Here is a 25,660-nt window from a genome sequence, read left to right on the forward strand (position 1 = left end):
GAATGCATGAGGCGGATCGCGAGGCTCCTTGCCCTGGCCGGGGCCCTGGTGCTCGTGGCCGTCCTGGGCCTGGTGCTGTCCAACACACCGGGGAGCCCGGTCAGCCCGGATGCTTCGTCGGGTTCGACGGCGGCGCCCGCCTCGGCCGTCCAGGGTACCGCCCCTGCCGGTCCCGACGTGCAAAACAACTCGGGCCTGGAGACCGTCGCCGCGTCGGCCCTTCCGCCGGAGGCACGCTCGACGCTGGCCCTGATTGCCCGCGGCGGGCCGTATCCGTACCCGCGAGACGGCGCGGTCTTCAGCAATTTTGAGCGGCTGCTGCCCCGGAAGCCCGCGGGCTACTACAAGGAATTCACGGTCAGGACCCCCGGCGAACCGGACCGGGGCGCCCGCCGGATCGTCGTCGGAGTGTCCGGCGAAAAGTATTACACGCCCGATCACTATGAATCGTTTCTGCTTATTCTGGAAGGCAAATAGAGGCCCGCATGAAGATTTACTCCGCTGATACCTGGACCGTCGAGGAGCTCCGCGAGCAGGCGGCTGACGCCGGGCGCCGGGTGTTGGTGATTCCCGCCGCCGATACGAAAAGGGCAGTACTCCAGACTTTCGGGGAAGTGCTGGACTTCCCGGAACACTACGGCGTGAACCTCGATGCGCTCAACGACTCGCTGCACGACTTCGCGGACACGGTAACGGACGACGGCAAGGAACCTCTGACGTTCATCTGGCAGGTACCGGCCGCCTTTCGTTCGGACCGGTCCTTCGGCATCATCTGCGAGATCCTGCAGGACGCGGAGAGTTATGCAGGCAAGGGCCTGTCGGTGATCACCGTCTGCCTCTAGCCAAACGCTCTCTCACTTCCTGCCGCCCAAAACCAAACGCTCCCTCACCTTTTGCCGTTAAAAACGAAACGCTCCCTCAGCGAGGGAGCGTTTCGTTCTCCGGCGGATCAGGCGTTGACGATAAGCCCGAGTTCAGCCCGCGAGGCGAGGGCCGAATGTTTGGGCAGGACACGCACCGTGTAGCCGAAGGACCCGGAACGATCGATCAGCAGCGAGCCGCTGAAGAGGTAGCGTCCCTTGCCGAGGTCCTCCTTCGGCACCAGGTCCGCCACCGTGACGTCGGCCAGTTCGTCGCTTTCCTCGGCGCGGCCGAACGCCACTTCCACAGCGACGTCGTCCGGGTCGAGGTCGTGCAGCGCGATGTAGGCGTTCACCTGGAGGGTGTCGCCGATCTGCGGGTCCTCGGACACGCCAACCGAGTCGACATGCTCCACCTGGATCTGCGGCCACGCAGCCCGGATCTGTGACGTCCAGGCCGCCAGTGACTTCGACTGGGCGAAGTTGTCCGCGACGGCACGCCGTCCGGCGATCGCAGCGGGGCGGTAGAGGATATTCACGTAGTCCTGCAGCATCCGCTCAGCGGACACGGCCGGACCCAGGTGCGCCATGGTGTGCTTGATCATCGATACCCAGTGCGTGGGCACCTTCTGCCGTCCGGGTTCGGACGGTCCGGCGGCTCCGGCGCCGTCGGACACGGTGAGGCCGTAGAAGCGGGGCGCCACCTGCGTCTCGAGGAGCTCGTACAACGCCGCTGCTTCGATGTCGTCCCGTTCCTCGGGCGAGGCGTTGTTGTTGGCCGTGGGGATGGCCCAGCCGTTTTCGCCGTCGTACATCTCATCCCACCAGCCGTCCAGCACCGAAAGGTTCAGTGAACCGTTGATGGCTGCCTTCATTCCGGATGTACCGCAGGCTTCGAGCGGGCGCAGCGGGTTGTTCAGCCATACGTCGCAGCCGGGGAAGAGAGTGCGCGCCATCGCGATGTCGTAGTTGGGCAGGAAGGCGATCCGGTGGCGCACTTCGGGATCGTCGGTGAACCGGACGAGGTCCTGGATCATCTTCTTGCCGGCATCATCCGCCGGGTGGGACTTACCCGCGATCACCAGCTGGATGGGGTGTGTCTCGTGCAGCAGCAGGGCCTTGAGCCGGGCCGGTTCCCGGAGCATCAGGGTGAGCCGCTTATACGTGGGCACGCGCCGCGCGAAACCGATAGTGAGGACGTCCGGGTCCAGCACGGAGTCGGTCCAGCCGAGCTCCGCGTCTGCCGCTCCGCGCTTCTTCCAGGCCGCGCGCAGCCGCTTGCGGACGTCCTCCACGAGCGAGACGCGCATTTCGCGGCGGAGGGCCCAAACGTCCTCGTCGCTGACGTTATAGGCAAGGTCCCAGCGGCCCATGGCTTCCGCCTCGGCCCCGAACTGCTCGCGGGCCAGCTTGGAGACGCGGCTGTCCACCCACGTGGGGACGTGGACTCCGTTGGTCACGGAGGTGATGGGAACTTCAGAGTGGTCGAATCCCGGCCAAAGGGCCGAGAACATCCCGCGGGACACCACGCCGTGGAGCTTGGCCACACCGTTGGCGCGCTGCGCCAGGCGCAACCCCATCACGGCCATGTTGAACACCGAGGGATTGCCGTCCGCAAAATTTTCGCGGCCCAGGTCCAGGATCCGGGACACCGGAACGTCAGGAGCCAGCCCGCCCTCGAAGAAGTGCTGGATCTGGGAGACCTCGAAACGGTCGATGCCCGCGGGTACCGGCGTGTGCGTGGTGAAGACGGTGGAGGCACGGCCTGCCGCGAGGGCTTCCTCCCAGCTCAGCGGATTGTCCGACGACATGAGCTCCTGGATGCGCTCAACACCCAGGAAACCGGCGTGGCCCTCGTTGGTGTGGAAAACCTCCGGCGCTGCGCAACCCGTAAGTCGCTGGTAAACGCGCAGGGCCTTCACGCCGCCCATTCCAAGCAGCAGCTCCTGCTGGAGGCGATGGTCGCCGCCGCCGCCGTACAAGCGATCCGTAATGCCGCGGGCGGCGTCGTCGTTGCCCGGCACATTTGAATCGAGCAACAGCAAGGGGACACGCCCGACGTCGGCACGCCAGATATGTGCCAGCAGCCGGCGTCCGTGGGGGAGCGGCAACGAGATCTGGATCGGCTTGCCGTTGCCGTCGGGTGTCTCCTCGCGCAGGAGGGTCAACGGGAGCCCGTCCGGGTCAAGGACAGGGTACGTTTCCTGCTGCCAGGCATCCCTGGACAGGGACTGCTTGAAATAACCGGCCTGGTAAAGCAGGCCGACGCCGATGAGCGGAACTCCGAGGTCCGATGCCGCCTTAAGGTGGTCGCCGGCCAGAATTCCCAGGCCGCCGGAATACTGCGGCAAAACTTCGGTGATTCCGAATTCCGGTGAGAAGTACGCGATGCAGGAAGGAGCGTCGTCGCCGAGGCTCTGGTACCAGCGGGGCTGCTCCAGGTATCGGTCCAGGTCTTCGGCGGCGGCATGCACGCGGCGGACAACGTCCTGGTCCGCGGCCAGCCGCTGCAGTTCCTCGCGGCTCACAAGGCCCAGGAAACTGACGGGGTCGTGTGCGCTCTCGTCCCAAATTGCCGGGTTCAGGCCTTCAAAAAGCTCCCGGGTGGGCCGGTGCCATGACCACCGCAGGTTGGTGGCCAATCGGGCCAGCGGCCGGATAGATTCCGGAAGAACGGTTCGGACGGTAAATCTGCGGATAGCCTTCACCTGCGTCACACTAACGGACAAGATGGGCCGCCGGAACAGGTTTAGGTTTCTTTTAGGTAAATGACGGATTGCTTGGGGAAAAACGGAAGTTCCCTTAGCAAAATGGGGGATTTCTCGATAACGTCGAGTTCGTGACGACTAATACGCGAACCAGTGCCGGATCCAGCAAAAAGCCTAAGGCCCTGATCACGGAAGGCCTGCAGTTTGGCAGGTTCCCGATCACCGCCGTGCAGCCCGTGGTGGACGGAGGTAGGTTTCCAGCGAAGGCGCTGCCCGGTGAAGGGCTCGTAGTCGGCGCGACGGCATTCCGCGAAGGGCACGATCAGCTCGGAGTCAGCGCGGTGCTGTTTGATCCCAAGGGCAAGGAACGCCAGCGCGTACGGCTGGCGCCGCCCCGCGGCGACCGGGGCAAGGGCACCGACCGGTGGGAAGGCATCATCACGCCTACCGGCACGGGCAACTGGTCGTTCGCCATCGAGGCCTGGCATGACCGGTACGGGACCTGGCACCACAACGCGGAGGTCAAGGTCGAGGCGGGCATTGACGTCGAACTGATGCTGGCCGAGGGCGCCGCGTTGCTTTCCCAGGCAGCCGAAGACCCCGCCCGTCCGTCCGCCGACAGGCGGACCCTTCGAACCGCCGTCGTGGTCCTGTCGAACACGTCGCTGTCCCCGGAGGAGCGGCTCGCTGCCGGATTCGGATCGGAGGTGACTGACGTCGTCGAACGCCAGCCCATCCGCGAACTCGTCACAGTCTCGGAACGTTTCCCCCTTCTCGTGGAACGCGATCTGGCCGGTCGCGGCGCTTGGTACGAGTTCTTCCCCCGGTCAGAGGGTGCCGTCCGCAACCACGCAACCGGCGAGTGGCAGTCAGGCACATTCCAGACCGCCGCGAAACGGCTCGACGCCGTCGCGGAAATGGGTTTCGACGTCATCTACATGCCGCCCATCCACCCGATCGGCATCCAGCACCGCAAGGGACCCAACAACACGCTGATTGCCGGACCGCACGATCCCGGATCGCCCTGGGCCATCGGTGCGAAGGAAGGCGGCCACGACGCCATCCACCCGGACCTCGGCACTTTCGAGGACTTTGACGCATTCGTGGCCCGCGCCCGGGAACTCGGCCTCGAGGTCGCCCTGGACCTTGCCCTGCAGGCGGCCCCGGACCACCCGTGGGTGGAGTCGCACCCGGAATGGTTCACCACCCGCGTTGACGGCAGCATCGCCTACGCCGAGAATCCGCCGAAGAAGTACCAGGACATCTTCCCGCTGAACTTCGACAACGATCCGGAGGGCCTGTCCAAGGAGATTCTTCGGATCGTGCTGCTCTGGGTGAGCCACGGCGTCAAGATCTTCCGGGTGGACAACCCCCACACCAAGCCGGTGTGGTTCTGGGAGTGGCTGATCGCCAAGGTCAACAAGAAGCACCCCGAGGTTGTCTTCCTTGCGGAGGCCTTCACCCGGCCGGCCATGATGCACGCGCTGGGACGTGCCGGATTCCAGCAGTCGTACACGTACTTCACTTGGCGGAACACCAAGACGGAGCTTGAAGAGTACTTCACCGAAGTCAGCCAGAAGTCCCCGGCATATTTCCGTCCGAACTTCTTCGTGAACACGCCGGACATCCTGACCGAGTACCTGCAGTACGGCGGTCCGGCGGCGTTCAAGATCCGTGCCGCCTTGGCAGCAACGGCCAGCCCGCTCTGGGGCGTCTACGCCGGCTACGAACTCTATGAGCACGTGGCCCGGCCCGGCGCCGAGGAATACATCGACAACGAGAAGTTCGAATACAAGGCACGCGACTGGGACGCCGCGGCGGAATCCGGCCGGACGTTGGCTCCGTACCTGACCCGGCTCAACGAAATCCGCCACACCCACCCGGCGCTGGGGGATCTGCAGAACCTAACGCTGCACCACAGCACAGATGACGCCACGATCGTGTACTCGAAGCACAAGACGCTTCCCGACGGCACCAAGGACACCCTGATCATCGTGGTGAACGTCGACCCGCACGGCACCCGGGAGAGCACCGTTTCCCTGGATCTGGCCGCACTTGACCTCGACCCGGCCGACCTCACGCACAACGGCGGCTTCAGGGTGGATGATTTGCTGACCGGCGAGAGCTGGGAATGGGGCGAATACAACTACGTGCGGCTCGACGCCCACGTGGAGCCTGCACACATCCTGAACATCCGGAGGTAGCATACGTGAGTTTTAGTCCGCAAAACCCGAGCCAGCATTTCACCCCCAAGGGCACGTTTGAGCTCAACGCCCCCGGCCTGCAACACGATCCCGTCTGGTACCGCAAAGCAGTGTTCTACGAAGTCCTGGTTCGCGGCTTTGCGGACGGAAACGGCGACGGATCCGGCGACTTCCACGGGCTCATCGACAAACTGGACTACCTGCAGTGGCTGGGCGTCGACTGCCTCTGGCTGCCGCCGTTCTTCCAGTCGCCGCTCCGTGACGGCGGCTACGACATCTCGGACTACAACTCCGTCCTGGACGAGTTCGGCACCATCAGCGACTTCAAGCGGCTCGTGGCCGAGGCCCATGCCCGCGGCGTCCGCGTAATCATCGACCTGCCGCTGAACCACACCTCGGACCAGCACCCGTGGTTCCAGGAGTCCCGCAAGGACCCGGACGGACCGTTCGGCGACTTCTACGTCTGGAGCGATACCGACGAGAAGTACCAGGATGCCCGCATCATCTTCGTGGACACCGAGGAATCCAACTGGACCTTCGACCCCATCCGGCGGCAGTTCTTCTGGCACCGGTTCTTCAGCCACCAGCCCGACCTGAACTTTGAGAACCCGAAGGTTATCGACGCCCTTTTCGACGTCGTCCGGTTCTGGCTGGACCAGGGGATCGACGGTTTTCGCGCGGACGCCATCCCGTACCTGTACGAGGAAGAGGGCACCAACTGCGAGAACCTCCCCGCCACGCACGATTTCCTGCGCAAGCTGCGGAAAATGGTGGATGAGAACTACCCGGGCAGGGTCATCATTGCCGAGGCCAACCAGCCTCCGGTCGAGGTGGTGGAGTACTTCGGCACCGAGGAAGAACCCGAGTGCCACATGGCCTTCCACTTCCCCATCATGCCGCGCCTCTACTACGCGCTGAGGGACCAGAAAGCGGCGCCCATCATCGAGACGATGAAGGACACCCCGGACATTCCCGAAGGCGCCCAGTGGGGTACCTTCCTGCGGAACCACGACGAACTCACCCTGGAAATGGTCACCGCCGACGAACGCGCGGCCATGCTCGGCTGGTACGCACCGGACCCCCGCATGCGCGCCAACATCGGCATCCGCCGAAGGCTGGCGCCGCTGCTGGATAATTCCAGGTCCGAGATTGAGCTCATCAATGCCCTGCTGCTTTCTCTGCCGGGGAGCCCGTTCCTGTACTACGGGGATGAAATCGGCATGGGCGACAACATCTGGCTTGAGGACCGCGACGCCGTCCGCACTCCCATGCAGTGGAACCCTGACCGGAACGCGGGCTTCTCGCACGCGGATCCGGGCAAGCTCTACCTGCCGGTCATCCAGTCGCTGGTGTACAACTACGGCATGGCCAATGTGGAGGCCGAGGCCGCGCACTCCGGATCGCTGCTCCGTTGGACCCGGCAGATCCTCAGCGTCCGTAAGAACCACCCCGTCTTCGGGCTTGGCACGTTCAAGCACGTCGAGGCAGATCACGACGTCGTGCTTGCTTACCTGCGGGAACTGGCCCCGGACAATGCGGCGGGTGAAGACGCCGAATCGATCCTGTGCGCGTTCAACCTCTCGCAGCATCCCGTGGCCACCACGCTGCGGATTCCGCAGTACGCCGGCCGCGGCCTCCGGGACGTCTTCGGCGGCCAGCCGTTCCCCGCCATCGGCGACGACGGGCGTCTTACGCTGACGCTCGGCAGCCATGATTTCTTCTGGCTGCGGATCCGTTCCGCTGCTTCCAACCCGGCCTCGCCGTTCACCCAGGCCATGCCGGTCCTGTCCATCGAAGGCTGAAATGACCCAATCCACACTCGATCCCTCGCTCGTCGAACTGCTCCGCGGCTGGCTACCGCGCCAGCGCTGGTTCCCCGTCAAGACGGGTGACTTCACGTTGTCACCCGTCGGCGGGGTGCGCCTGGACGACGGCAGCGGCGAGGTGGGCCTTGAAGTGTTCCTCGCGGCGGTCACCTACTCCACGGCCGACGGCGGCAGCCGCACCGATGTTGTGCAGGTCCCGCTCAGCTATCGCGTTGAGCCCCTGAAAGGCAAGGAGGCGGCGCTGGTCGGCGAGGGCGGCGACGCCACCCATGAACGGCGCTGGATTTACGATGCCGTCCACGACCCCGTGTTTGTCTCGGCGTGGCTGGAACTGATGCGAAGCGGCGGCACCTCGCCGGAAGGAAAGGCCGTTGGCCACCTCGTGCCCTCCGACTACCGGCTGCCCACCGCCACCGGGACCGTGAAGGTCCTCTCCGGTGAGCAGTCAAACAGTTCGGTGATAGTGGACGACGGCGGCTCCGCGGCAATCGTCAAATTCTTCCGTGTGCTGTCCGAAGGACGGAACCCGGAAGTGGAAATCGGTGCTGCCCTCACGCAGGCCAGGACATCGGAAGTGCCTGCCACTCTCGGCTGGGTCACGGGGGAGTGGCAAGCTCCGCTGGACGCCGCCGGGGACACGCCGCGGACCGTCAAAGGCGAACTTGCCGTCGCCCATGAGTTCCTGGCCGGCGGCCGCGACGCCTGGCGGCTGGCCGTTGATGCCGCAAGTTCCGGCACTGACTTCACGTCCGAAGCCCATGCCCTGGGCGTAGCAACCGCAACAGTGCACCGACGCCTGGCCGAGGCGCTGGGCCTGGCCGCGGAATCCGCGCCGGGAAAGGACATAGCTCCCGGGGTAGCCCAGCGCGTACGCCAGTCGTGGGCGGAAGCCGGTCCCGCCGTCGGGCATTACGACGATGCACTTGCCGGCCTGCTCACCCAGCTGGAAGGCAGCAACGCCGGGGCGCTGCAGCGGATCCACGGCGACCTCCACCTGGGGCAGATCCTGCAGGTGCCGGGGCACCAGGGAGAGCCGGAACGCTGGGCCATCCTGGACTTCGAAGGCGAGCCGCTGAGGCCCATCGCGGAACGCAACTTTCCGGACGTGCCGCTGCGCGACGTCGTCGGCATGTTGCGGTCCTTCGACTACGCCGCCGGTGCCGCCGAACGCGAGCGGGAAGGCGTGCACGTACCCGGTTCGTGGGTGGACGCCTGCGCCGAGGCGTTCCTGGCGGGGTACGGCGAAATTACGCCCGGGACCATTGACCGCGGCTCGCCCCTGTTTGTGGCATTGTGGCTGGACAAGGCGTTGTATGAAGTTGTTTATGAGTTGCGGAACAGGCCCGGATGGCTGGACATTCCGGTGAATGCCTCACGACGTCTCCTCAGCAGTACAGGTTCCGGCGCTTCAGCCGTAGCCGCAGCGGAAGGTAACAAAATGACAGGCTCAGCACGTACAGACCGGCCCGGTGCGCCCCTCCAGGTGGACCCGGACACGCTTGCAAAGGTGGCGTCAGGCGAATACCACGCCCCGCACTCCGTGCTGGGCGCGCACCTTGACGACCACGGTCATGTCACCGTCCGCACCGTGAAGCACCTTGCAGCCGCCGTGTCCGTGGTGACCGCCGCCGGTTCGGTACCCATGACGCACGAGGCCGACGGTGTCTGGGCTGCCGTGCTCGAACCCCTCCAGCCGGGCCACGTCCCCGACTACCGGCTGGAAGTAACCTACGAGGGCGTGCCTCCGCAGGCTACGGACGATCCGTACCATTACCTGCCCACGGTCGGTGAAGTGGACCTGCACCTTATCGGTGAGGGCCGCCACGAGAAACTGTGGGAAGTCCTGGGCGCGCACGTCCAGCACTACAAGTCTTCGCTCGGCGACGTGGACGGTGTCTCGTTCGCGGTGTGGGCGCCGAATGCACAGGCTGTCAGGGTCAAAGGTGACTTCAACGCCTGGGACGGCCGGGAAAACTCGATGCGCTCCCTGGGCTCATCCGGCGTCTGGGAACTCTTCATCCCGGGCGTTTTAGCAGGGGCGTGCTACAAGTTTGAAATCAAGACCAAAGCCGGCCACTGGGTGGAAAAGGCCGACCCCCTGGCGTTCGGAACCGAGGTCCCGCCGCTTACGGCGTCGCGCGTCGTTGAGTCCGCATACGCCTTCAAGGACGAGGAATGGATGGCGGCCCGCGCTGAGCGGGACCCGCACAATTCGCCCATGAGCGTGTACGAGGTCCACCTCGGATCCTGGCGACTTGGGCTGGGGTACCGGGAGCTGGCCAAGGAACTGGTGGAGTACGTCAAGTGGCTCGGATTCACCCATGTGGAGTTCATGCCGGTGGCGGAGCACCCCTTCGGCGGCTCGTGGGGCTACCAGGTGACATCGTACTTCGCGCCCACGTCCAGGTTCGGCCACCCCGACGAATTCAGGTTCCTCGTGGATGCCCTGCACCAGGAAGGAATCGGCGTCCTTCTTGACTGGGTGCCGGCCCACTTCCCCAAGGACGCCTGGGCCCTGGCCCAGTTCGACGGCGAGCCGCTATACGAGCACGCCGACCCCAACCTTGGCGAGCACCCGGACTGGGGCACGCTGATTTTCGACTTCGGCCGGACGGAAGTCCGCAACTTCCTGGTGTCCAACGCGCTTTACTGGCTGGACGAGTTCCACATCGACGGCCTCCGGGTGGATGCCGTGGCATCGATGCTGTACCTCGACTACTCACGCGAGGAAGGCCAGTGGCAGCCCAACAGGTACGGCGGCCGCGAGAACCTTGAGGCCATCTCCTTCTTGCAGGAAGCGAACGCAACGGTCTACAAGACCCACCCGGGCGCTGTGATGATTGCGGAGGAGTCCACGGCATTCCCCGGCGTGACCGCCCCGACCAGCGTCGGCGGCCTGGGCTTCGGGCTCAAATGGAACATGGGCTGGATGCACGACTCGCTCAAGTACGCATCCGAAGATCCGATCAACCGCAAGTGGCACCACGGAACGGTGACCTTCTCGCTGGTTTACGCTTTCACGGAAAACTTCCTGCTGCCCATCAGCCACGACGAAGTAGTGCACGGCAAAGGCTCCATGCTCCGGAAAATGCCCGGCGACCGCTGGCAGCAGCTGGCCAACCTCCGTGCGTTCCTGGCGTACCAGTGGGCCCATCCCGGTAAGCAGCTGATCTTCATGGGCACTGAATTCGGCCAGGAAGCGGAATGGTCCGAACAGCACGGCCTCGACTGGTATCTGGCGGACATCCCCGCGCACCGCGGCATCCAGCTGCTCACCAAGGACCTGAACGAGCTGTACTCATCGACTCCGGCACTTTACGAACGGGACAACGAACCGGGTGGTTTCCAGTGGATCAACGGTGGAGACGCTGACCGCAACGTCCTGTCGTTTATCCGGTGGGACACCGATGGCAATCCGCTGGTGTGCGCGATCAACTTTTCCGGCAGCCCGCACCAGGGCTACACCCTGGGCGTGCCTGCGGCCGGAGCTTGGCAGGAGGTCCTCAACACGGACCACTCCAGCTACGGCGGTTCGGGTGTGCTGAACCAAGGCGCACTCACTGCCACCACCGAGGGACAGGACGGACAGCCGGCGACGCTGACCGTTACGCTGCCTCCGCTCGGTGCCGCGTTCTTCAAGACGGCCGGCTGACCGGCCAGCTCTGACCGCACCATCCGCCGCTAAGCAGGGCGGGGTGGGAAACACTTCAAAAGCCCGGGATCCTTGGGATCCCGGGCTTTTGTGGGCCTCGTCCGGGGCGGCTTTGTATCCTCGCCCAAGTGGTGGTAGAGTTTATTTCCGCGCTGCTCCCCGGAGTTGGCCAGTGAAGACAACACAGATTTGCCGCAGGCAAAGTGAGTCGGAATGGCCGATTTGACTCGGGTGAAGCAAGCGAGTAAGTTAGAAAAGTTGCTCCGGAGCGATCCTTGACCGTGTGGTTGTGGTGGTGCCGGGTGTGTCTGTTGTTTGAGAACTCAATAGTGTGCCAAGTTTGTTGATACCAATTTATTTTATGGATTGGTTGAATTGACTGGATCCGCCACCCCGTGGTGTGGTCTGGTTTTTACAGCTGGTTTCAAATTTTGTGCAGCCGCTTTCTTCCGTTTTCCCGGGGGTGGTGGTTGTGTCTGTTTTTGTTTTACTTCAACGGAGAGTTTGATCCTGGCTCAGGATGAACGCTGGCGGCGTGCTTAACACATGCAAGTCGAACGATGATCCCAGCTTGCTGGGGGATTAGTGGCGAACGGGTGAGTAACACGTGAGTAACCTGCCCTTAACTCTGGGATAAGCCTGGGAAACTGGGTCTAATACCGGATATGACTCCTCATCGCATGGTGGGGGGTGGAAAGCTTTTTGTGGTTTTGGATGGACTCGCGGCCTATCAGCTTGTTGGTGAGGTAATGGCTCACCAAGGCGACGACGGGTAGCCGGCCTGAGAGGGTGACCGGCCACACTGGGACTGAGACACGGCCCAGACTCCTACGGGAGGCAGCAGTGGGGAATATTGCACAATGGGCGAAAGCCTGATGCAGCGACGCCGCGTGAGGGATGACGGCCTTCGGGTTGTAAACCTCTTTCAGTAGGGAAGAAGCGAAAGTGACGGTACCTGCAGAAGAAGCGCCGGCTAACTACGTGCCAGCAGCCGCGGTAATACGTAGGGCGCAAGCGTTATCCGGAATTATTGGGCGTAAAGAGCTCGTAGGCGGTTTGTCGCGTCTGCCGTGAAAGTCCGGGGCTCAACTCCGGATCTGCGGTGGGTACGGGCAGACTAGAGTGATGTAGGGGAGACTGGAATTCCTGGTGTAGCGGTGAAATGCGCAGATATCAGGAGGAACACCGATGGCGAAGGCAGGTCTCTGGGCATTAACTGACGCTGAGGAGCGAAAGCATGGGGAGCGAACAGGATTAGATACCCTGGTAGTCCATGCCGTAAACGTTGGGCACTAGGTGTGGGGGACATTCCACGTTTTCCGCGCCGTAGCTAACGCATTAAGTGCCCCGCCTGGGGAGTACGGCCGCAAGGCTAAAACTCAAAGGAATTGACGGGGGCCCGCACAAGCGGCGGAGCATGCGGATTAATTCGATGCAACGCGAAGAACCTTACCAAGGCTTGACATGGGCCGGACCGGGCTGGAAACAGTCCTTCCCCTTTGGGGCCGGTTCACAGGTGGTGCATGGTTGTCGTCAGCTCGTGTCGTGAGATGTTGGGTTAAGTCCCGCAACGAGCGCAACCCTCGTTCCATGTTGCCAGCGCGTAATGGCGGGGACTCATGGGAGACTGCCGGGGTCAACTCGGAGGAAGGTGGGGACGACGTCAAATCATCATGCCCCTTATGTCTTGGGCTTCACGCATGCTACAATGGCCGGTACAAAGGGTTGCGATACTGTGAGGTGGAGCTAATCCCAAAAAGCCGGTCTCAGTTCGGATTGGGGTCTGCAACTCGACCCCATGAAGTCGGAGTCGCTAGTAATCGCAGATCAGCAACGCTGCGGTGAATACGTTCCCGGGCCTTGTACACACCGCCCGTCAAGTCACGAAAGTTGGTAACACCCGAAGCCGGTGGCCTAACCCCTTGTGGGAGGGAGCTGTCGAAGGTGGGACTGGCGATTGGGACTAAGTCGTAACAAGGTAGCCGTACCGGAAGGTGCGGCTGGATCACCTCCTTTCTAAGGAGCACCTACAACAACCCTGCCGGGCGTGATGCCTGTGTGGTGGTGTTGTCAGGAGTACGCCCGTTGCGCAGACGTAAGTTCTGCGGCGGGTGCTCACGGGTGGAATATCAGCAAATAGCGGCCGGTGGTTCTTTTTCCTGACTTAGTACGGATGTTCTTCACGTGTGGAGGGTGTCCTGGAAGGGTTCGGGGGGAGGGGTTCCGGTTTAGTGTTTGGCACACTGTTGGGTCCTGAGGCAACAGGGCCATGGCATGGCCGGGTTTCCTTTGCGGGGGATGCGGTTGTGGTGTGGGTTTGTTTGTTTCTGGTTTCCTGGCTGCACCGATCATGCATGTTTGTGTGTGTGGGGTGTGTGGTACGGGGTTGTTGTTTGAGAACTACATAGTGGACGCGAGCATCTTTTATAAGAAGCAATTTCCAAGAATATGAACCTGGATCTGTTGTTCTGTCTTTCGGGATGGAGCGGTGGTTTCTGTGGTTCTCTCGAAAATTAGCGTTTTTGATCTTTTGTGGTCAAGTTTTTAAGAGCACACGGTGGATGCCTTGGCATTAGGAGCCGAAGAAGGACGTAGGAATCTGCGATAAGCCTGGGGGAGTCGATAACCGGACTGTGATCCCAGGGTGTCCGAATGGGGAAACCCCGCCAGGGACGCGAGTTGCCTGGTGACCCGCATCTGAACACATAGGGTGCGTGGAGGGAACGCGGGGAAGTGAAACATCTCAGTACCCGCAGGAAGAGAAAACAATAGTGATTCCGTTAGTAGTGGCGAGCGAACGCGGATCAGGCTAAACCGTTCCATGTGTGATAGCCGGCGGGCGTTGCATGGTCGGGGTTGTGGGACTTTCCGTATCAGTTCTGCCGGACTGGTGAGGTGTGATGTGCAGGCATAGGTGAACGGTCTTGAAAGGCCGGCCAGAGAGGGTGTGAGCCCCGTAACCGTAATGTTGTGTACCGCCTGGAGAGTATCCCAAGTAGCACGGGGCCCGAGAAATCCCGTGTGAATCTGTCAGGACCACCTGATAAGCCTAAATACTCCCTAATGACCGATAGCGGACCAGTACCGTGAGGGAAAGGTGAAAAGTACCCCGGGAGGGGAGTGAAACAGTACCTGAAACCGTGTGCTTACAATCCGTCGGAGCCAGTCTGATTCTGGTGACGGCGTGCCTTTTGAAGAATGAGCCTGCGAGTTAGTGTTACGTCGCGAGGTTAACCCGTGTGGGGAAGCCGTAGCGAAAGCGAGTCTGAATAGGGCGTTGCAGTGGCGTGATCTAGACCCGAAGCGAAGTGATCTACCCATGGCCAGGTTGAAGCGACGGTAAGACGTCGTGGAGGACCGAACCCACTTCAGTTGAAAATGGAGGGGATGAGCTGTGGGTAGGGGTGAAAGGCCAATCAAACTTCGTGATAGCTGGTTCTCCCCGAAATGCATTTAGGTGCAGCGTTGCGTGTTTCTTACCGGAGGTAGAGCTACTGGATGGCTAATGGGCCCTACAAGGTTACTGACGTCAGCCAAACTCCGAATGCCGGTAAGTGAGAGCGCAGCAGTGAGACTGTGGGGGATAAGCTTCATAGTCGAGAGGGAAACAGCCCAGACCACCAACTAAGGCCCCTAAGCGTGTGCTAAGTGGGAAAGGATGTGGAGTTGCGAAGACAACCAGGAGGTTGGCTTAGAAGCAGCCATCCTTAAAAGAGTGCGTAATAGCTCACTGGTCAAGTGATTCCGCGCCGACAATGTAGCGGGGCTCAAGTACACCGCCGAAGTTGTGGCATTCACATTTTATCCAAGCCGCCTCCTTTGTGGGGTTGGTTCAGGAGTGTGGATGGGTAGGGGAGCGTCGTGTGGGCAGTGAAGTCGCGGTGTAAACCAGCGGTGGAGCCTACACGAGTGAGAATGCAGGCATGAGTAGCGAAAGACGGGTGAGAAACCCGTCCGCCGAATGATCAAGGGTTCCAGGGTCAAGCTAATCTGCCCTGGGTAAGTCGGGACCTAAGGCGAGGCCGACAGGCGTAGTCGATGGACAACGGGTTGATATTCCCGTACCGGCGAAAAACCGCCCATGCTGAACAGGGGATACTAACCGCCCGAGACCTGCCCGATCACCCTTGTGGTGTGAGGGTTTTGGTGGAGCGCGGGACCTGATCCTGGGAGGTAAGCGTATTAACAGGTGTGACGCAGGAAGGTAGCCGAGCCGGGCGATGGTTGTCCCGGTCCAAGGATGTAGGGCGAACGGTAGGCAAATCCGCCGTTCATGATGCCTGAGACCTGACGGGACCCCTTTAGGGGGGGATTCGGTGATCCTATGCTGCCTAGAAAAGCATCGACGCGAGGTTTTAGCCGCCCGTACCCCAAACCGACACAGGTGATCAGGTAGAGAATACTAAGGCGATCGAGAGAATTATGGTTAAGGAACTCGGCAAAATGCCCCCGTAACTTCGGGAGAAGGGGGGCCCCAACCTTGATGGACACTTGCTGTCCGGAGGGGATCGGGGCCGCAGAGACCAGGGGGAAGCGACTGTTTACTAAAAACACAGGTCCGTGCGAAGTCGCAAGACGATGTATACGGACTGACTCCTGCCCGGTGCTGGAAGGTTAAGAGGACCGGTTAGCCGCAAGGCGAAGCTGAGAATTTAAGCCCCAGTAAACGGCGGTGGTAACTATAACCATCCTAAGGTAGCGAAATTCCTTGTCGGGTAAGTTCCGACCTGCACGAATGGAGTAACGACTTCCCCGCTGTCTCAACCATAAACTCGGCGAAATTGCAGTACGAGTAAAGATGCTCGTTACGCGCAGCAGGACGGAAAGACCCCGAGACCTTTACTATAGTTTGGTATTGGTGTTCGGAGTGGCTTGTGTAGGATAGGTGGGAGACGTTGAAGCCCGGACGCCAGTTCGGGTGGAGTCATCGTTGAAATACCACTCTGGTCACTTTGGACATCTAACTTCGGCCCGTAATCCGGGTCAGGGACAGTGCCTGATGGGTAGTTTAACTGGGGCGGTTGCCTCCTAAAAAGTAACGGAGGCGCCCAAAGGTTCCCTCAGCCTGGTTGGCAATCAGGTGTCGAGTGTAAGTGCACAAGGGAGCTTGACTGTGAGAGAGACATCTCGAGCAGGGACGAAAGTCGGGACTAGTGATCCGGCGGTACATTGTGGAATGGCCGTCGCTCAACGGATAAAAGGTACCTCGGGGATAACAGGCTGATCTTGCCCAAGAGTCCATATCGACGGCATGGTTTGGCACCTCGATGTCGGCTCGTCGCATCCTGGGGCTGGAGTAGGTCCCAAGGGTTGGGCTGTTCGCCCATTAAAGCGGTACGCGAGCTGGGTTTAGAACGTCGTGAGACAGTTCGGTCCCTATCCGCTGCGCGCGCAGGAAATTTGAGAAGGGCTGTCCTTAGTACGAGAGGACCGGGACGGACGAACCTCTGGTGTGTCAGTTGTACTGCCAAGTGCACCGCTGATTAGCTACGTTCGGATGGGATAACCGCTGAAAGCATCTAAGCGGGAAGCTCGCTTCGAGATGAGATTTCCATACACCTTGTGTGTGAGAGGCCCCCAGCCAGACCACTGGGTTGATAGGCCGGATGTGGAAGCGAGGACTAACGACTCGTGAAGCTGACCGGTACTAATAGGCCGATAACTTACACCACACACCCTTTCCGTGAACGGATTCAAAAGACGTTCACACCATGGAAAGGGTACAAAGAAAAACAAGACTGCTTGCGTCCACTATGTGGTTCCCAAACAACAAACCCGTTGCTTGAGGAACAAACACAACAACATAACAACACCACACCTGCCCTGAGCGGCAGGAGCATGTTGTAACCACTAATTTTCCCAACCCCCACCGGGGGTCCGGGTAAAAGGGTTACGGCGGTCATAGCGTGGGGGAAACGCCCGGTCCCATTCCGAACCCGGAAGCTAAGACCCACAGCGCCGATGGTACTGCACCCGGGAGGGTGTGGGAGAGTAGGTCACCGCCGGAACATCATTCAGGTCGAGAGCCCCAACCAGGCAACTGGTCGGGGCTCTCCCACGTTAACCACCAAAACCCCGGGAACCGGCAGAGCGTCCCCCAACAACCCGCCACAACCGGCAGAGCGTCCGCGGCGGGTAAAGTTGGTCAGCATGGATAACCTCTTCAGCCACGCGTTCCCTGCGGACGAAGCACCCGATCCCGTTGATGGCCTCGACGCCGTGGTGCACACTGTGGTGGTACCCGGTCCGGTCTCCAAGGCCTTCATTGGGTTCACGGAACACACCCACCTCTGGTGGCCGCTCGAGGACCACAGCGTCTTCGGTACGGGTTCGTACGTGGAGTTCGAAGAGAACCTGGTTTTGGAAACCGCGGACGATGGCCGGACCGCTGTGTGGGGAACGATCGACGACTGGCAGCCGCCACTGTCTTTCCACGCCAGCTGGCACCCGGGGACCACTGCGTTGTGGTCTACCGAGCTCCGCGTGGCTTTTAGGGCAGTGGAAGGCGGTACAGAGCTGCGCCTCGTCCACGACGGCTGGGAGGGCGCCGAAAACCCTGCCGTGACCCGTGCTGAATACGATGCCGGCTGGCCGGGCGTGCTGGCCCGCTTTGTCCGGTTCATGGGGGGTGTAGTTGGCTAGGGTCCGGCGCATGGCTGAGGGAGAGTGGGCCTCCTTGCGGGCTGTGAGGCTGGAAATGCTCTCCGATACCCCAACGGCCTACGTTGAATCCCTGACGTCCGCCCAAGCGCAGACCGAGGGCCAATGGCGCAGCCGTGCCGCTGCGATGACCGCTCCCGGAAGTGTGACGTTCGTTGCCGAGGACAGTTCAAGGCCCAACGCATTCTGTGCCCTGATGCGTGTGGTCGTGAAGCATCCCCAGGAGCCCGACCGGCCGCGCCAGGCCATGCTCATTAGCGTTTATGTGGCCGGGCCGTACCGGGGAAGCGGTCTGGCGGACGAGCTGCTCGGCCGGTCGGTCGAGGCCGCTGCAGGTGAACTGGAGTGCGGCCTGCTTCAGCTTGGCGTCCACGAAGACAATACCCGCGCCTTGGCTTTCTACGCGCGCCACGGCTTCCGTGACACCGGGCGGCGGGAAGCCTACGCGCTCGATGCAGGCAAGAAGGAGATCATCATGGAGCGGGAGCTGCACTCGCGCGCGCCGGCCGCCTAGCCAGACCCGCTCCCGGAGAAGTCAGCGCTGCATAGTGTCTGACGGCGGTACGGAGGTGCTGGACCTGACAACGAAGTTCGTGGGGAACTCCGTATCGGTTGCGCTGCCGTCGGCTGCGTCTTCAAGGCCTGCCAGTAGGAGCCGGACCGCCAGTGCGCCCTGTCCACGGGCATCCTGGTCGAAGGTGGTGAGACCGAATACTTCACCAAGTTCATGGCCGTCGATTCCGATGACGGACAGGTCATAGGGGACCCGCAGGCCGAAGTCCCGTGCAGCCAGGATCGTTCCGATGGCCATCTCGTCCGACGCCGCGAACACCGCCGTGGGGCGTTCGGAAACGCCGCCGAGCAGTTGCCTGGCACTCGCGTAGGCGCCTTGGATGGTGAAGTCGGCGGAGACCTGCCATTCCGGACGGACGGCAATCCCAGCGGCCGCCATGGCTTTCTCGAAGCCGCCTTGACGCGTTCCGGGGAGCCGGAAATCCTGCTGGTAGGCGGCGTCGCCGGTCATGTGGGCGATCCGGGTGTGTCCCAGTCTGATGAGGTGGCTGGTTGCTGCTTCGGCGATTCCCGGATCGTTGATCCTGATCGTTGAGGCGCCGGGCAAGGGGCCGCCGATGCCCACGATCGGGCGGTGGATGGCGAGCAGCTGCTGTATTTCGGCTTCACTGAGTTCGAGTGACACCGCGATAACCGCATCCACGCGTTTCCGCAGCAGGAAATCGTTCAAAACGCTGTGCCGGCGGTCGGGCCCTTCGCTGACGTTGTACAGGGTCAGATCGTATCCGGCGTCGAGCAAGGTGGCCGAAACCCCTTCCACCACCGAGGAGAAGAACCAGCGGTGGACGGACGGGACAACCACACCTACGTTGTGGTTCCGGCCTGAGGCCAGGCTGGAGGCGTGGTACGACAGGACGAAACCGAGCTCGGCTGCTGCCGCCTGCGCGCGTTCGCGGCTGCGGGCGGACACATTGCCTTTGCCGCTGAGCGCCCGAGACACAGTGGCGATGGATAGGCCCGCACGCTCAGCTACGTCCTTGATGCCGGGCATATTCAGTTCTCCGTGTCCTCAACCGCCAATTCCAAACGACTGCCGGGTCACCCAACCTCAAGGGTCAACCAGGCCGTCTCACCCGAGCCTAGCTGATGACCGCCCGAGTTCGTCGCAGCTGACTCCGCGGAGCTGCGCAGCAGCACCCGGCCGGCCGGGAGTTCCAACGGTTCACGTCCCGTGTTCATGACCACAAGGGTGGTGCCGTTGACGTAGGCCAGGGACGAATCGCTGCACCAGCTTTCCAGCCAAGCCAGCGAGCCTCTGCCCAGGTCCAGCTCCCTCCGCATGGACAGCATCCGACGGTAGAGGTTCAAATGCGACGTCGGCTCTTCGGCCTGCGCGTCGCGCGCCAGTTCGCTGAAGCTCGCAGGCTGCGGCAGCCACGGATCCTGTCCCGAGCCGAAGCCGGCGTGCAGTTCAGCGGCACGCCAGGGAAGGGGCACCCGGCAGCCGTCGCGGCCCAACCGCTCTCCGCCGGTGCGCGCGAACGTGGGGTCCTGGCGCTGGCTGTCCGGGATATCGATTCCGTCCGGAAGGCCCAGTTCTTCACCCTGGTAGAGGTACGCCCCGCCGGGAAGCCCCAGCATGAACATGGAGGCGGCGGCAGCCCTGGTCCTGCCCAGGGCCAGGTCGGGCTGCCGGTCAAAGGTGCCGATCCCGTCGCCGTCGCGCGGGGCAGGGCCGTCGTAGCCGAAACGGGTGGCGTGGCGGACGACGTCGTGGTTGGACAGTACCCATGTGCTTGGCGCGCCGACGGCGTCCAGCGCCACCAGGGAGTCAGTGATGACACCGCGCAGGCGGTGGACGTCCAGGCCCGCATGGAGATACGGGAAATTGAACGCCTGGTGCATTTCGTCCGGGCGGACCCAGTCGGCCAAACGGGGCAGCGGGTCCACATTGGCTTCGGCACACAGGATGCGGTCCGGACCGTACTCGGCCAGGATACGGCGCCAGGCCCGGTAGATGTCATGCAGGGCCGGCTGGCCGAACATGGGTGCGTCATGGCCGGGGTAGCCGTCGCAGCTGTTGCCGTCGGCCCGGCCGCCCCACTCCGGCAGGCCGGGAGCCTTCACCAGTGCGTGGGCCACATCCACGCGGAATCCGGACACGCCCCGGTCCAGCCAGAAACGCAGCACCCGCTCGAACTCATCGTGGACTGCCTGGTTGTCCCAGTTGAAGTCGGGCTGGGAGGTGTCGAAGAGGTGGAGGTACCACTGCCCGGGCCGGCCGTCCGGCTCCGTGATTCGTGTCCAGGCGGGTCCGCCAAAGTGCGACTGCCAGTTGTTGGGAGGCTCTTCACCATAGGTTCCCAGGCCGTCCCGGAAGATATACATGTCACGTTCCGCACTGCCGGCGGGGGCGGCGAGGGCAGCCTGGAAAGCGGCGTGCTGGTCCGAGCAGTGATTGGGAACGAGGTCCACGATCACCCGCAGCTTCAGGCGGGTTGCCTCCACCATCATGGCGTCGAAGTCAGCCAGGGTGCCGAACAGCGGATCGACGTCACAGTAGTCGCTGACGTCATAGCCGGCGTCCTTTTGCGGTGAGCGGTAGAACGGCGACAGCCAGACGGCATCCACATCGAGCCGGGCCAACTGGGGCAGCTCCGCTGTTATGCCGGCAAGATCGCCGATGCCGTCTCCGTTCAGGTCCCGAAAGGAGCGCGGATAGACCTGGTAGATGACGGCGGACCGCCACCAGCCGGAAGCTTCATCAGCAGTGTGGACCAGGGTCAGCGGCCCTGCCGCGACGGCGGGGGCTTTGAGCATTGAGTCAACGGACATGCCGGTAATCGTAGAACGGAACATCCTAAAATTGAAAACGCTTCCAATTGTGACGTAAAACTCATTGCTTGCGGGCGGCCTACTACCTGGCCCTTGGATTGCAGGCTCCGAGGCATCATCATCCCGCCGAGCGGAGTCGTCGTCCCGCTTTGCGCGCCAGGCTACTGCCGAGTAGGGTGACTTTTCATCATGGGCCATCCCGTGTACTTTGGAAGCGCTTGCAGCTGTGAGCCACATCACCGACGATGCCACAGGGCCCACGGGGCCGACGCGTGGATGCAGGATTTTTATGAAAGGGACACCAATGAAGGTGCAGAACACCCTCACGAGCGGGACCAGCCGCCGCGTCTTCACGGCGGGCGCGCTCTCCGTCGTGGCAGCCTTGGCGCTCAGCGCCTGCGGCGGCGCATCGGCCACCGCGCCGGCAACGGCTACCGCCAAGCCGGACCTGAAGTCTGCCGGTGCAGGCACCATCACCATGTGGGTCGACGCCGAACGGTCACCGGCCCTGAAGGACATCACCGCCAAGTTCCAGGCTGACACCGGCATCGAGGTCAAGCTCGTCGTCAAGGACTTCGCGGCCGTCCGCGATGACTTCATCACCCAGGTACCCACGGGCAAGGGCCCGGACCTGATCGTCGGACCGCATGACTGGGTCGGCAAGTTCGTCCAGAACGGCGTCATTGCTCCGATCGAACTCGGGGACAAGTCGTCGGCCTTCCAGGATTCGTCCATCAAAGCCATGACCTTCAACGGTTCCGTCTATGGTGTCCCGTACGCCATCGAAAATATCGCGTTGCTGCGCAACACCGACCTGGTGGCCGAGAGCGCGGCAACGCTGGACGAGGTAGTGGCCAACGGCAAGAAGGCAGTGGCGGACGGCAAGGCCAAGTTCCCGTTCCTGGTGGGCATGGACCCCAAGCAGGGTGACCCCTACCACCTCTACCCGCTGCAGGCCTCCATGGGTTCGCAGGTCTTCGGCCAGGCTGCCGACGGTGGCTACGATCCCAAACAGCTCCTCATCGGTGACGCCGCCGGTGTTGAGTTCGCCAAGAAGCTCGTGGCCTGGGGCGACGCAGGTGAAAAGATCATCAATTCCAACATCACCGGAGACATCGCCAAGGAGAAGTTCCTGGCAGGCGAATCCCCTTACTTCCTGACGGGCCCCTGGAACGTTCCGGATGTCCAGAAGAAGGGCATCAAGTTTGCCGTGGACGCCCTGCCGACCGCCGGCGACAAGCCCGCCCAGCCGTTTATCGGCGTCAACGGTTTCTTCATCAGCGCCAAGAGCGCTAACGCCCTTGCCACCAATGAATTCGTAACCAACTACCTCACCTCCGAAGCGGCGCAGGATTCCATGTACAAGGCCGGCGGCCGTCCGCCGGCGCTGAAGGCCTCCTTCGAGAAGGCAGCCAGCGACCCCGTGGTGGAAGCATTCGGCAAGATCGGCGCCACCGGCGTGCCCATGCCTGCCATTCCGGAAATGAGCGCGGTCTGGGCCGACTGGGGAGCCACTGAACTCGCGCTGATCAAGGGCCAGGGCGATCCCGCTGCCGAGTGGGCCAAGATGGCTGCCAGCATCAAGGCGAAGATCGCCGGCTGACGCCGCCCGCCGCCCGCCGCCGCCCGCCGGTTCACCCCGGCCGGCACGGGCCGGGCAGCCTTGCCGCTGCCCGGCCCGTTGCTGCAGCGCCCCTCATTGCAGCGCCCCGCACCTTCCACGGCCCCGCTTCTCCCAAGGACCATAGACAGCCATGCCCAAAACAGATCTCTTCCAGGATTCCCCGCCGCCCCCCTCGCCGGGAGCCGCGCCAACATCGGCAGTGGCGCCATCACCGGGCGGCCGCACCTCGGGCCGCCGGCCGGGGTTGCCGAAACGCAGCTCCCGCCAGGATTCCATCAAGGGGACCGTGGCCAAGATCGTGCTCCTGGGCCTCGTTGACGCACTGGCCGTCTATGTCCTGATGATGCTCTTCCTGAGCCAGTCCTGGGGTGCCCTCGCGGTCTCGTCCGCCGTCGTACTGGCCATTAACTGGATCTACCTCCGCAAGGGGGGACTGCCCGCAAAATACCTGGCGCCGGGCGTGCTGTTCCTGCTGGTGTTCCAGGTCTTTGTGGTCCTCTTCAGCGGCTACATCGCCTTCACCAACTACGGCGACGGGCACAACAGCACCAAGGACGACGCAATCGCGGCCATCCAGCTCACGGCCCAAAAGCGTGTCCCGGACTCGCCGGCCTACAAGGCGGCGGTCCTCACCAAAGGCAGCGACTTCTACCTGCTGTTCACCGATCCCGACGGCAAGGCTTCCATCGGCAGCACCGGTACGCCCCTGAATGAAGTGCCCGACGCCGGCACGGACTCCACCGGCAAGGCCAACTCCGTTGACGGCTACCGGACGCTGAACTTCCAGGAAATCGTGGCAAACCAGCAGGAGATCCTGGCCATCACGGTGCCTGTCTCGGACGACCCCGCTGACGGCACCCTGCGCACGGCGGACGGCAGCAGCGCCTACGAGTTCAAGCCGGCGCTGACCTATGACGCGGCGGCCGACACCTTCACCGACACCGATACCGGCGCCGTTTTCCGCGACAACGGCAAGGGCGCCTTCGCGGACGGCAACGGCCAGACCCTCACCACGGGCTGGAAGATCGACGTCGGTATGGATAACTTTGCCCGCGCCTTCACCGATCCGAGCCTGCGCGGTCCGCTGCTCGGTGTCATCCTCTGGACCTTCACTTTTGCCGTCGCGTCTGTTGCGCTGACCTTCGCGCTTGGCCTGTTCCTGGCCATCACGTTCAACCGCGAGGACCTGCGTGGCAAGAAGGTCTACCGGATCCTGATGATCCTGCCCTATGCCTTCCCGGCGTTCCTGTCCGGACTGGTCTGGTCCGGTATCCTCAACCCGCAATTCGGCTGGCTCAACCAAACGCTGCTGGGCGGCGCGACTATCGGCTGGCTCACGGACCCGGTCCTGGCCAAGATCAGCGTCCTGGTGGTCAACCTATGGCTGGGCTTCCCGTACATGTTCCTGGTCTGCACCGGCGCCCTGCAGTCGCTGCCGACGGAGCTCGACGAGGCTGCCCGGATGGACGGCGCCGGCCCATGGCGTGTCTTCCGGTCCATCAAGCTTCCCCTTCTGCTGGTCTCGATTGCCCCGCTGCTCATCTCCTCCTTCGCCTTCAACTTCAACAACTTCAATGTGATCTACATGCTCACCGGCGGCGGACCGCGCTTCGCGGACACCGACCGCGACATTGGAGCCACGGACATCCTGATCACGCTGGTCTACAAGGTGGCGTTCGGGCAGGGGACCGGCCGCGACTACGGCCTGGCCAGCGCCCTGGCCATCATCATTTTCATCATCGTGGCAACCGTTTCGGCCATCAGCTTCAAGCAGACCAAAGCACTCGAGGACGTGAACTCATGAACGGGTCAACGGCACGCACCGGTACGACGGCGGAACCCGCCACAGGCTCCGCAGTCACCGAAGCGGGCACCGCAGCAGGCGCTACCGTCGAGCAGCTGAAGCAGCTGCACCGGCGGCGCGCGTTCGGTGTCTGGTTCAAAGACAAGGGCTGGCGGCACGTCGTGGGAATCGCAGTGACCATCTTCGCGATCTTCCCGCTTCTCTATGTGCTATCCGCCGCGTTCAACTCCACGGGCACTCTCGTGGGCTCGAACGCACTCTTCAGCAAATTCGACTTCGGCAACTTCACTGCCCTGTTCAACGACCCGTCCCGGCCCTTCGGCCGCTGGTTCGTCAACACCATGGTGGTGGGCGTGGTGACCTCCGCAGCAACGGTGTTCCTGGGCGCCATGGCCGCCTACGCATTTTCCCGCATGCGGTTCAAGGGGCGCAGGATCGGGTTGCTGAGCCTTCTCCTGCTTCAGATGTTCCCGCAGCTGCTGGCCGTGGTGGCCATCTTCCTGCTGCTCAGCGGGATCTCCGAGGTCATTCCGGCCCTTGGCCTGGGCAGCCAGCTCGGCCTGATCATGGTGTACCTTGGCGGCGCCCTGGGAGTGAACACGTACCTCATGTACGGCTTCTTCAACACCGTCCCGCAGTCCCTGGACGAGGCAGCCAAGATCGACGGCGCCAGCCACGTGCAGATTTTCTTTGGCATCATCCTGCGCCTGGTCACACCGATCCTCGCAGTGGTGGGGCTGCTGGCCTTCATCGGCATCTCCAGCGAATTCGTCATAGCCAGCGTGGTGCTGACCGACCCGGACAGCCAGACGCTCGCCGTCGGACTCTACTCCTTCGTCGCCCAGCAGCGCTCGGAGAACTGGGGGGTGTTCGCCGCCGGCGCCGTACTCGCAGCTGTCCCCGTGATGGCACTGTTCCTGTTCCTTCAGCGCTACATTGTCAGCGGCCTCACCCAGGGCTCGGTGAAGGGCTGA

The 25,660-nt window shown here is 62.7% G+C and carries 13 protein-coding genes and 3 rRNA genes; 13 read left to right on the forward strand and 3 right to left on the reverse strand.

What is annotated here, in order from left to right:
* Nucleotides 1-6 precede the first annotated feature (6 nt).
* Together ARTH_RS03755 and ARTH_RS03760 are read left to right on the forward strand one after the other, a co-directional pair.
* Nucleotides 7-477 carry a ribonuclease domain-containing protein gene (locus ARTH_RS03755; RefSeq protein WP_011690600.1) on the forward strand — a complete coding sequence of 157 codons (471 nt, stop codon included), beginning with the start codon at nucleotides 7-9 and terminating at the stop codon, nucleotides 475-477.
* A gap of 8 nt (nucleotides 478-485) precedes the next feature.
* Complete coding sequence (locus tag ARTH_RS03760; RefSeq protein ID WP_011690601.1) at nucleotides 486-842, forward strand: barstar family protein; 357 nt, start codon at nucleotides 486-488, stop codon at nucleotides 840-842.
* Between the two features lie 107 nt (nucleotides 843-949).
* On the opposite strand, the gene glgP is transcribed toward ARTH_RS03760, so the two are convergent.
* The gene (glgP, locus tag ARTH_RS03765) at nucleotides 950-3,568 is read right to left on the reverse strand and encodes an alpha-glucan family phosphorylase (RefSeq protein WP_011690602.1); all 2,619 of its coding nucleotides are present in this window, start codon (nucleotides 3,566-3,568) and stop codon (nucleotides 950-952) included.
* A 131-nt stretch (nucleotides 3,569-3,699) separates the two neighbouring features.
* Between glgP and ARTH_RS03770 the strand changes: the two genes are divergently transcribed.
* From ARTH_RS03770 to ARTH_RS03805, 8 genes are all read left to right on the forward strand, one after another.
* Complete coding sequence (locus ARTH_RS03770; RefSeq protein WP_011690603.1) at nucleotides 3,700-5,772, forward strand: alpha-1,4-glucan--maltose-1-phosphate maltosyltransferase; 2,073 nt, start codon at nucleotides 3,700-3,702, stop codon at nucleotides 5,770-5,772.
* 5 nt (nucleotides 5,773-5,777) lie between these two features.
* Nucleotides 5,778-7,574: a maltose alpha-D-glucosyltransferase gene (treS, locus tag ARTH_RS03775; protein ID WP_011690604.1), complete on the forward strand. Its 1,797-nt coding sequence runs from the start codon at nucleotides 5,778-5,780 to the stop codon at nucleotides 7,572-7,574.
* 1 nt (nucleotide 7,575) lies between these two features.
* A complete protein-coding gene (locus ARTH_RS03780) occupies nucleotides 7,576-11,250 on the forward strand; it encodes a 1,4-alpha-glucan branching enzyme (RefSeq protein ID WP_011690605.1) in 3,675 nt (1,224 codons plus the stop codon).
* A 492-nt stretch (nucleotides 11,251-11,742) separates the two neighbouring features.
* Nucleotides 11,743-13,266, forward strand: a 16S ribosomal RNA gene (locus ARTH_RS03785).
* Nucleotides 13,267-13,784: 518 nt separating this feature from the next.
* Nucleotides 13,785-16,922 (forward strand): 23S ribosomal RNA (locus ARTH_RS03790).
* 219 nt (nucleotides 16,923-17,141) lie between these two features.
* Nucleotides 17,142-17,258, forward strand: a 5S ribosomal RNA gene (gene rrf / locus ARTH_RS03795).
* The 16S, 23S and 5S rRNA genes sit together here, the layout of an rRNA operon.
* A 142-nt stretch (nucleotides 17,259-17,400) precedes the next feature.
* On the forward strand, nucleotides 17,401-17,892 hold the full coding sequence (locus ARTH_RS03800; protein ID WP_011690606.1) for an SRPBCC domain-containing protein: 492 nt from the start codon (nucleotides 17,401-17,403) through the stop codon (nucleotides 17,890-17,892).
* A 10-nt stretch (nucleotides 17,893-17,902) separates the two neighbouring features.
* On the forward strand, nucleotides 17,903-18,424 hold the full coding sequence (locus ARTH_RS03805) for a GNAT family N-acetyltransferase (RefSeq protein WP_011690607.1): 522 nt from the start codon (nucleotides 17,903-17,905) through the stop codon (nucleotides 18,422-18,424).
* 21 nt (nucleotides 18,425-18,445) lie between these two features.
* On the opposite strand, the gene ARTH_RS03810 is transcribed toward ARTH_RS03805, so the two are convergent.
* Entirely contained in the window at nucleotides 18,446-19,474 is a 1,029-nt protein-coding gene (locus ARTH_RS03810; RefSeq protein WP_011690608.1) for a LacI family DNA-binding transcriptional regulator, read from the reverse strand.
* A 47-nt stretch (nucleotides 19,475-19,521) separates the two neighbouring features.
* A complete protein-coding gene (locus ARTH_RS03815) occupies nucleotides 19,522-21,258 on the reverse strand; it encodes a glycoside hydrolase family 13 protein (protein WP_156810609.1) in 1,737 nt (578 codons plus the stop codon).
* A 304-nt stretch (nucleotides 21,259-21,562) separates the two neighbouring features.
* On the opposite strand from ARTH_RS03815, the gene ARTH_RS03820 reads away from it, so the two are divergent.
* From ARTH_RS03820 to ARTH_RS03830, 3 genes are all read left to right on the forward strand, one after another.
* A complete protein-coding gene (locus tag ARTH_RS03820) occupies nucleotides 21,563-22,861 on the forward strand; it encodes a sugar ABC transporter substrate-binding protein (protein ID WP_011690610.1) in 1,299 nt (432 codons plus the stop codon).
* Between the two features lie 151 nt (nucleotides 22,862-23,012).
* Nucleotides 23,013-24,686 (forward strand): ABC transporter permease subunit, encoded by a 1,674-nt coding sequence (locus tag ARTH_RS03825; protein WP_011690611.1) that lies wholly within the window; start codon nucleotides 23,013-23,015, stop codon nucleotides 24,684-24,686.
* Nucleotides 24,683-25,660, forward strand: coding sequence for a sugar ABC transporter permease (locus tag ARTH_RS03830; RefSeq protein WP_011690612.1), 978 nt, complete (start codon nucleotides 24,683-24,685; stop codon nucleotides 25,658-25,660). Before ARTH_RS03825 ends, ARTH_RS03830 begins: the two co-directional genes overlap by 4 nt.

The organism is Arthrobacter sp. FB24 (assembly GCF_000196235.1).
GTDB lineage: Bacteria > Actinomycetota > Actinomycetes > Actinomycetales > Micrococcaceae > Arthrobacter.

Bases quoted from the DNA above. Each gene is read 5' to 3' on its own strand.
- ARTH_RS03755 (WP_011690600.1), top strand. From the start codon at position 7: ATGAGGCGGATCGCGAGGCTCCTTGCCCTGGCCGGGGCCCTGGTGCTC.
- ARTH_RS03760 (WP_011690601.1), top strand. From the start codon at position 486: ATGAAGATTTACTCCGCTGATACCTGGACCGTCGAGGAGCTCCGCGAG.
- ARTH_RS03805 (WP_011690607.1), top strand. From the start codon at position 17,903: ATGGCTGAGGGAGAGTGGGCCTCCTTGCGGGCTGTGAGGCTGGAAATG.
- ARTH_RS03780 (WP_011690605.1), top strand. From the start codon at position 7,576: ATGACCCAATCCACACTCGATCCCTCGCTCGTCGAACTGCTCCGCGGC.
- ARTH_RS03830 (WP_011690612.1), top strand. From the start codon at position 24,683: ATGAACGGGTCAACGGCACGCACCGGTACGACGGCGGAACCCGCCACA.
- ARTH_RS03815 (WP_156810609.1), bottom strand. From the start codon at position 21,258: ATGTCCGTTGACTCAATGCTCAAAGCCCCCGCCGTCGCGGCAGGGCCG.
- ARTH_RS03825 (WP_011690611.1), top strand. From the start codon at position 23,013: ATGCCCAAAACAGATCTCTTCCAGGATTCCCCGCCGCCCCCCTCGCCG.
- ARTH_RS03820 (WP_011690610.1), top strand. From the start codon at position 21,563: ATGAAGGTGCAGAACACCCTCACGAGCGGGACCAGCCGCCGCGTCTTC.
- ARTH_RS03800 (WP_011690606.1), top strand. From the start codon at position 17,401: ATGGATAACCTCTTCAGCCACGCGTTCCCTGCGGACGAAGCACCCGAT.
- ARTH_RS03810 (WP_011690608.1), bottom strand. From the start codon at position 19,474: ATGCCCGGCATCAAGGACGTAGCTGAGCGTGCGGGCCTATCCATCGCC.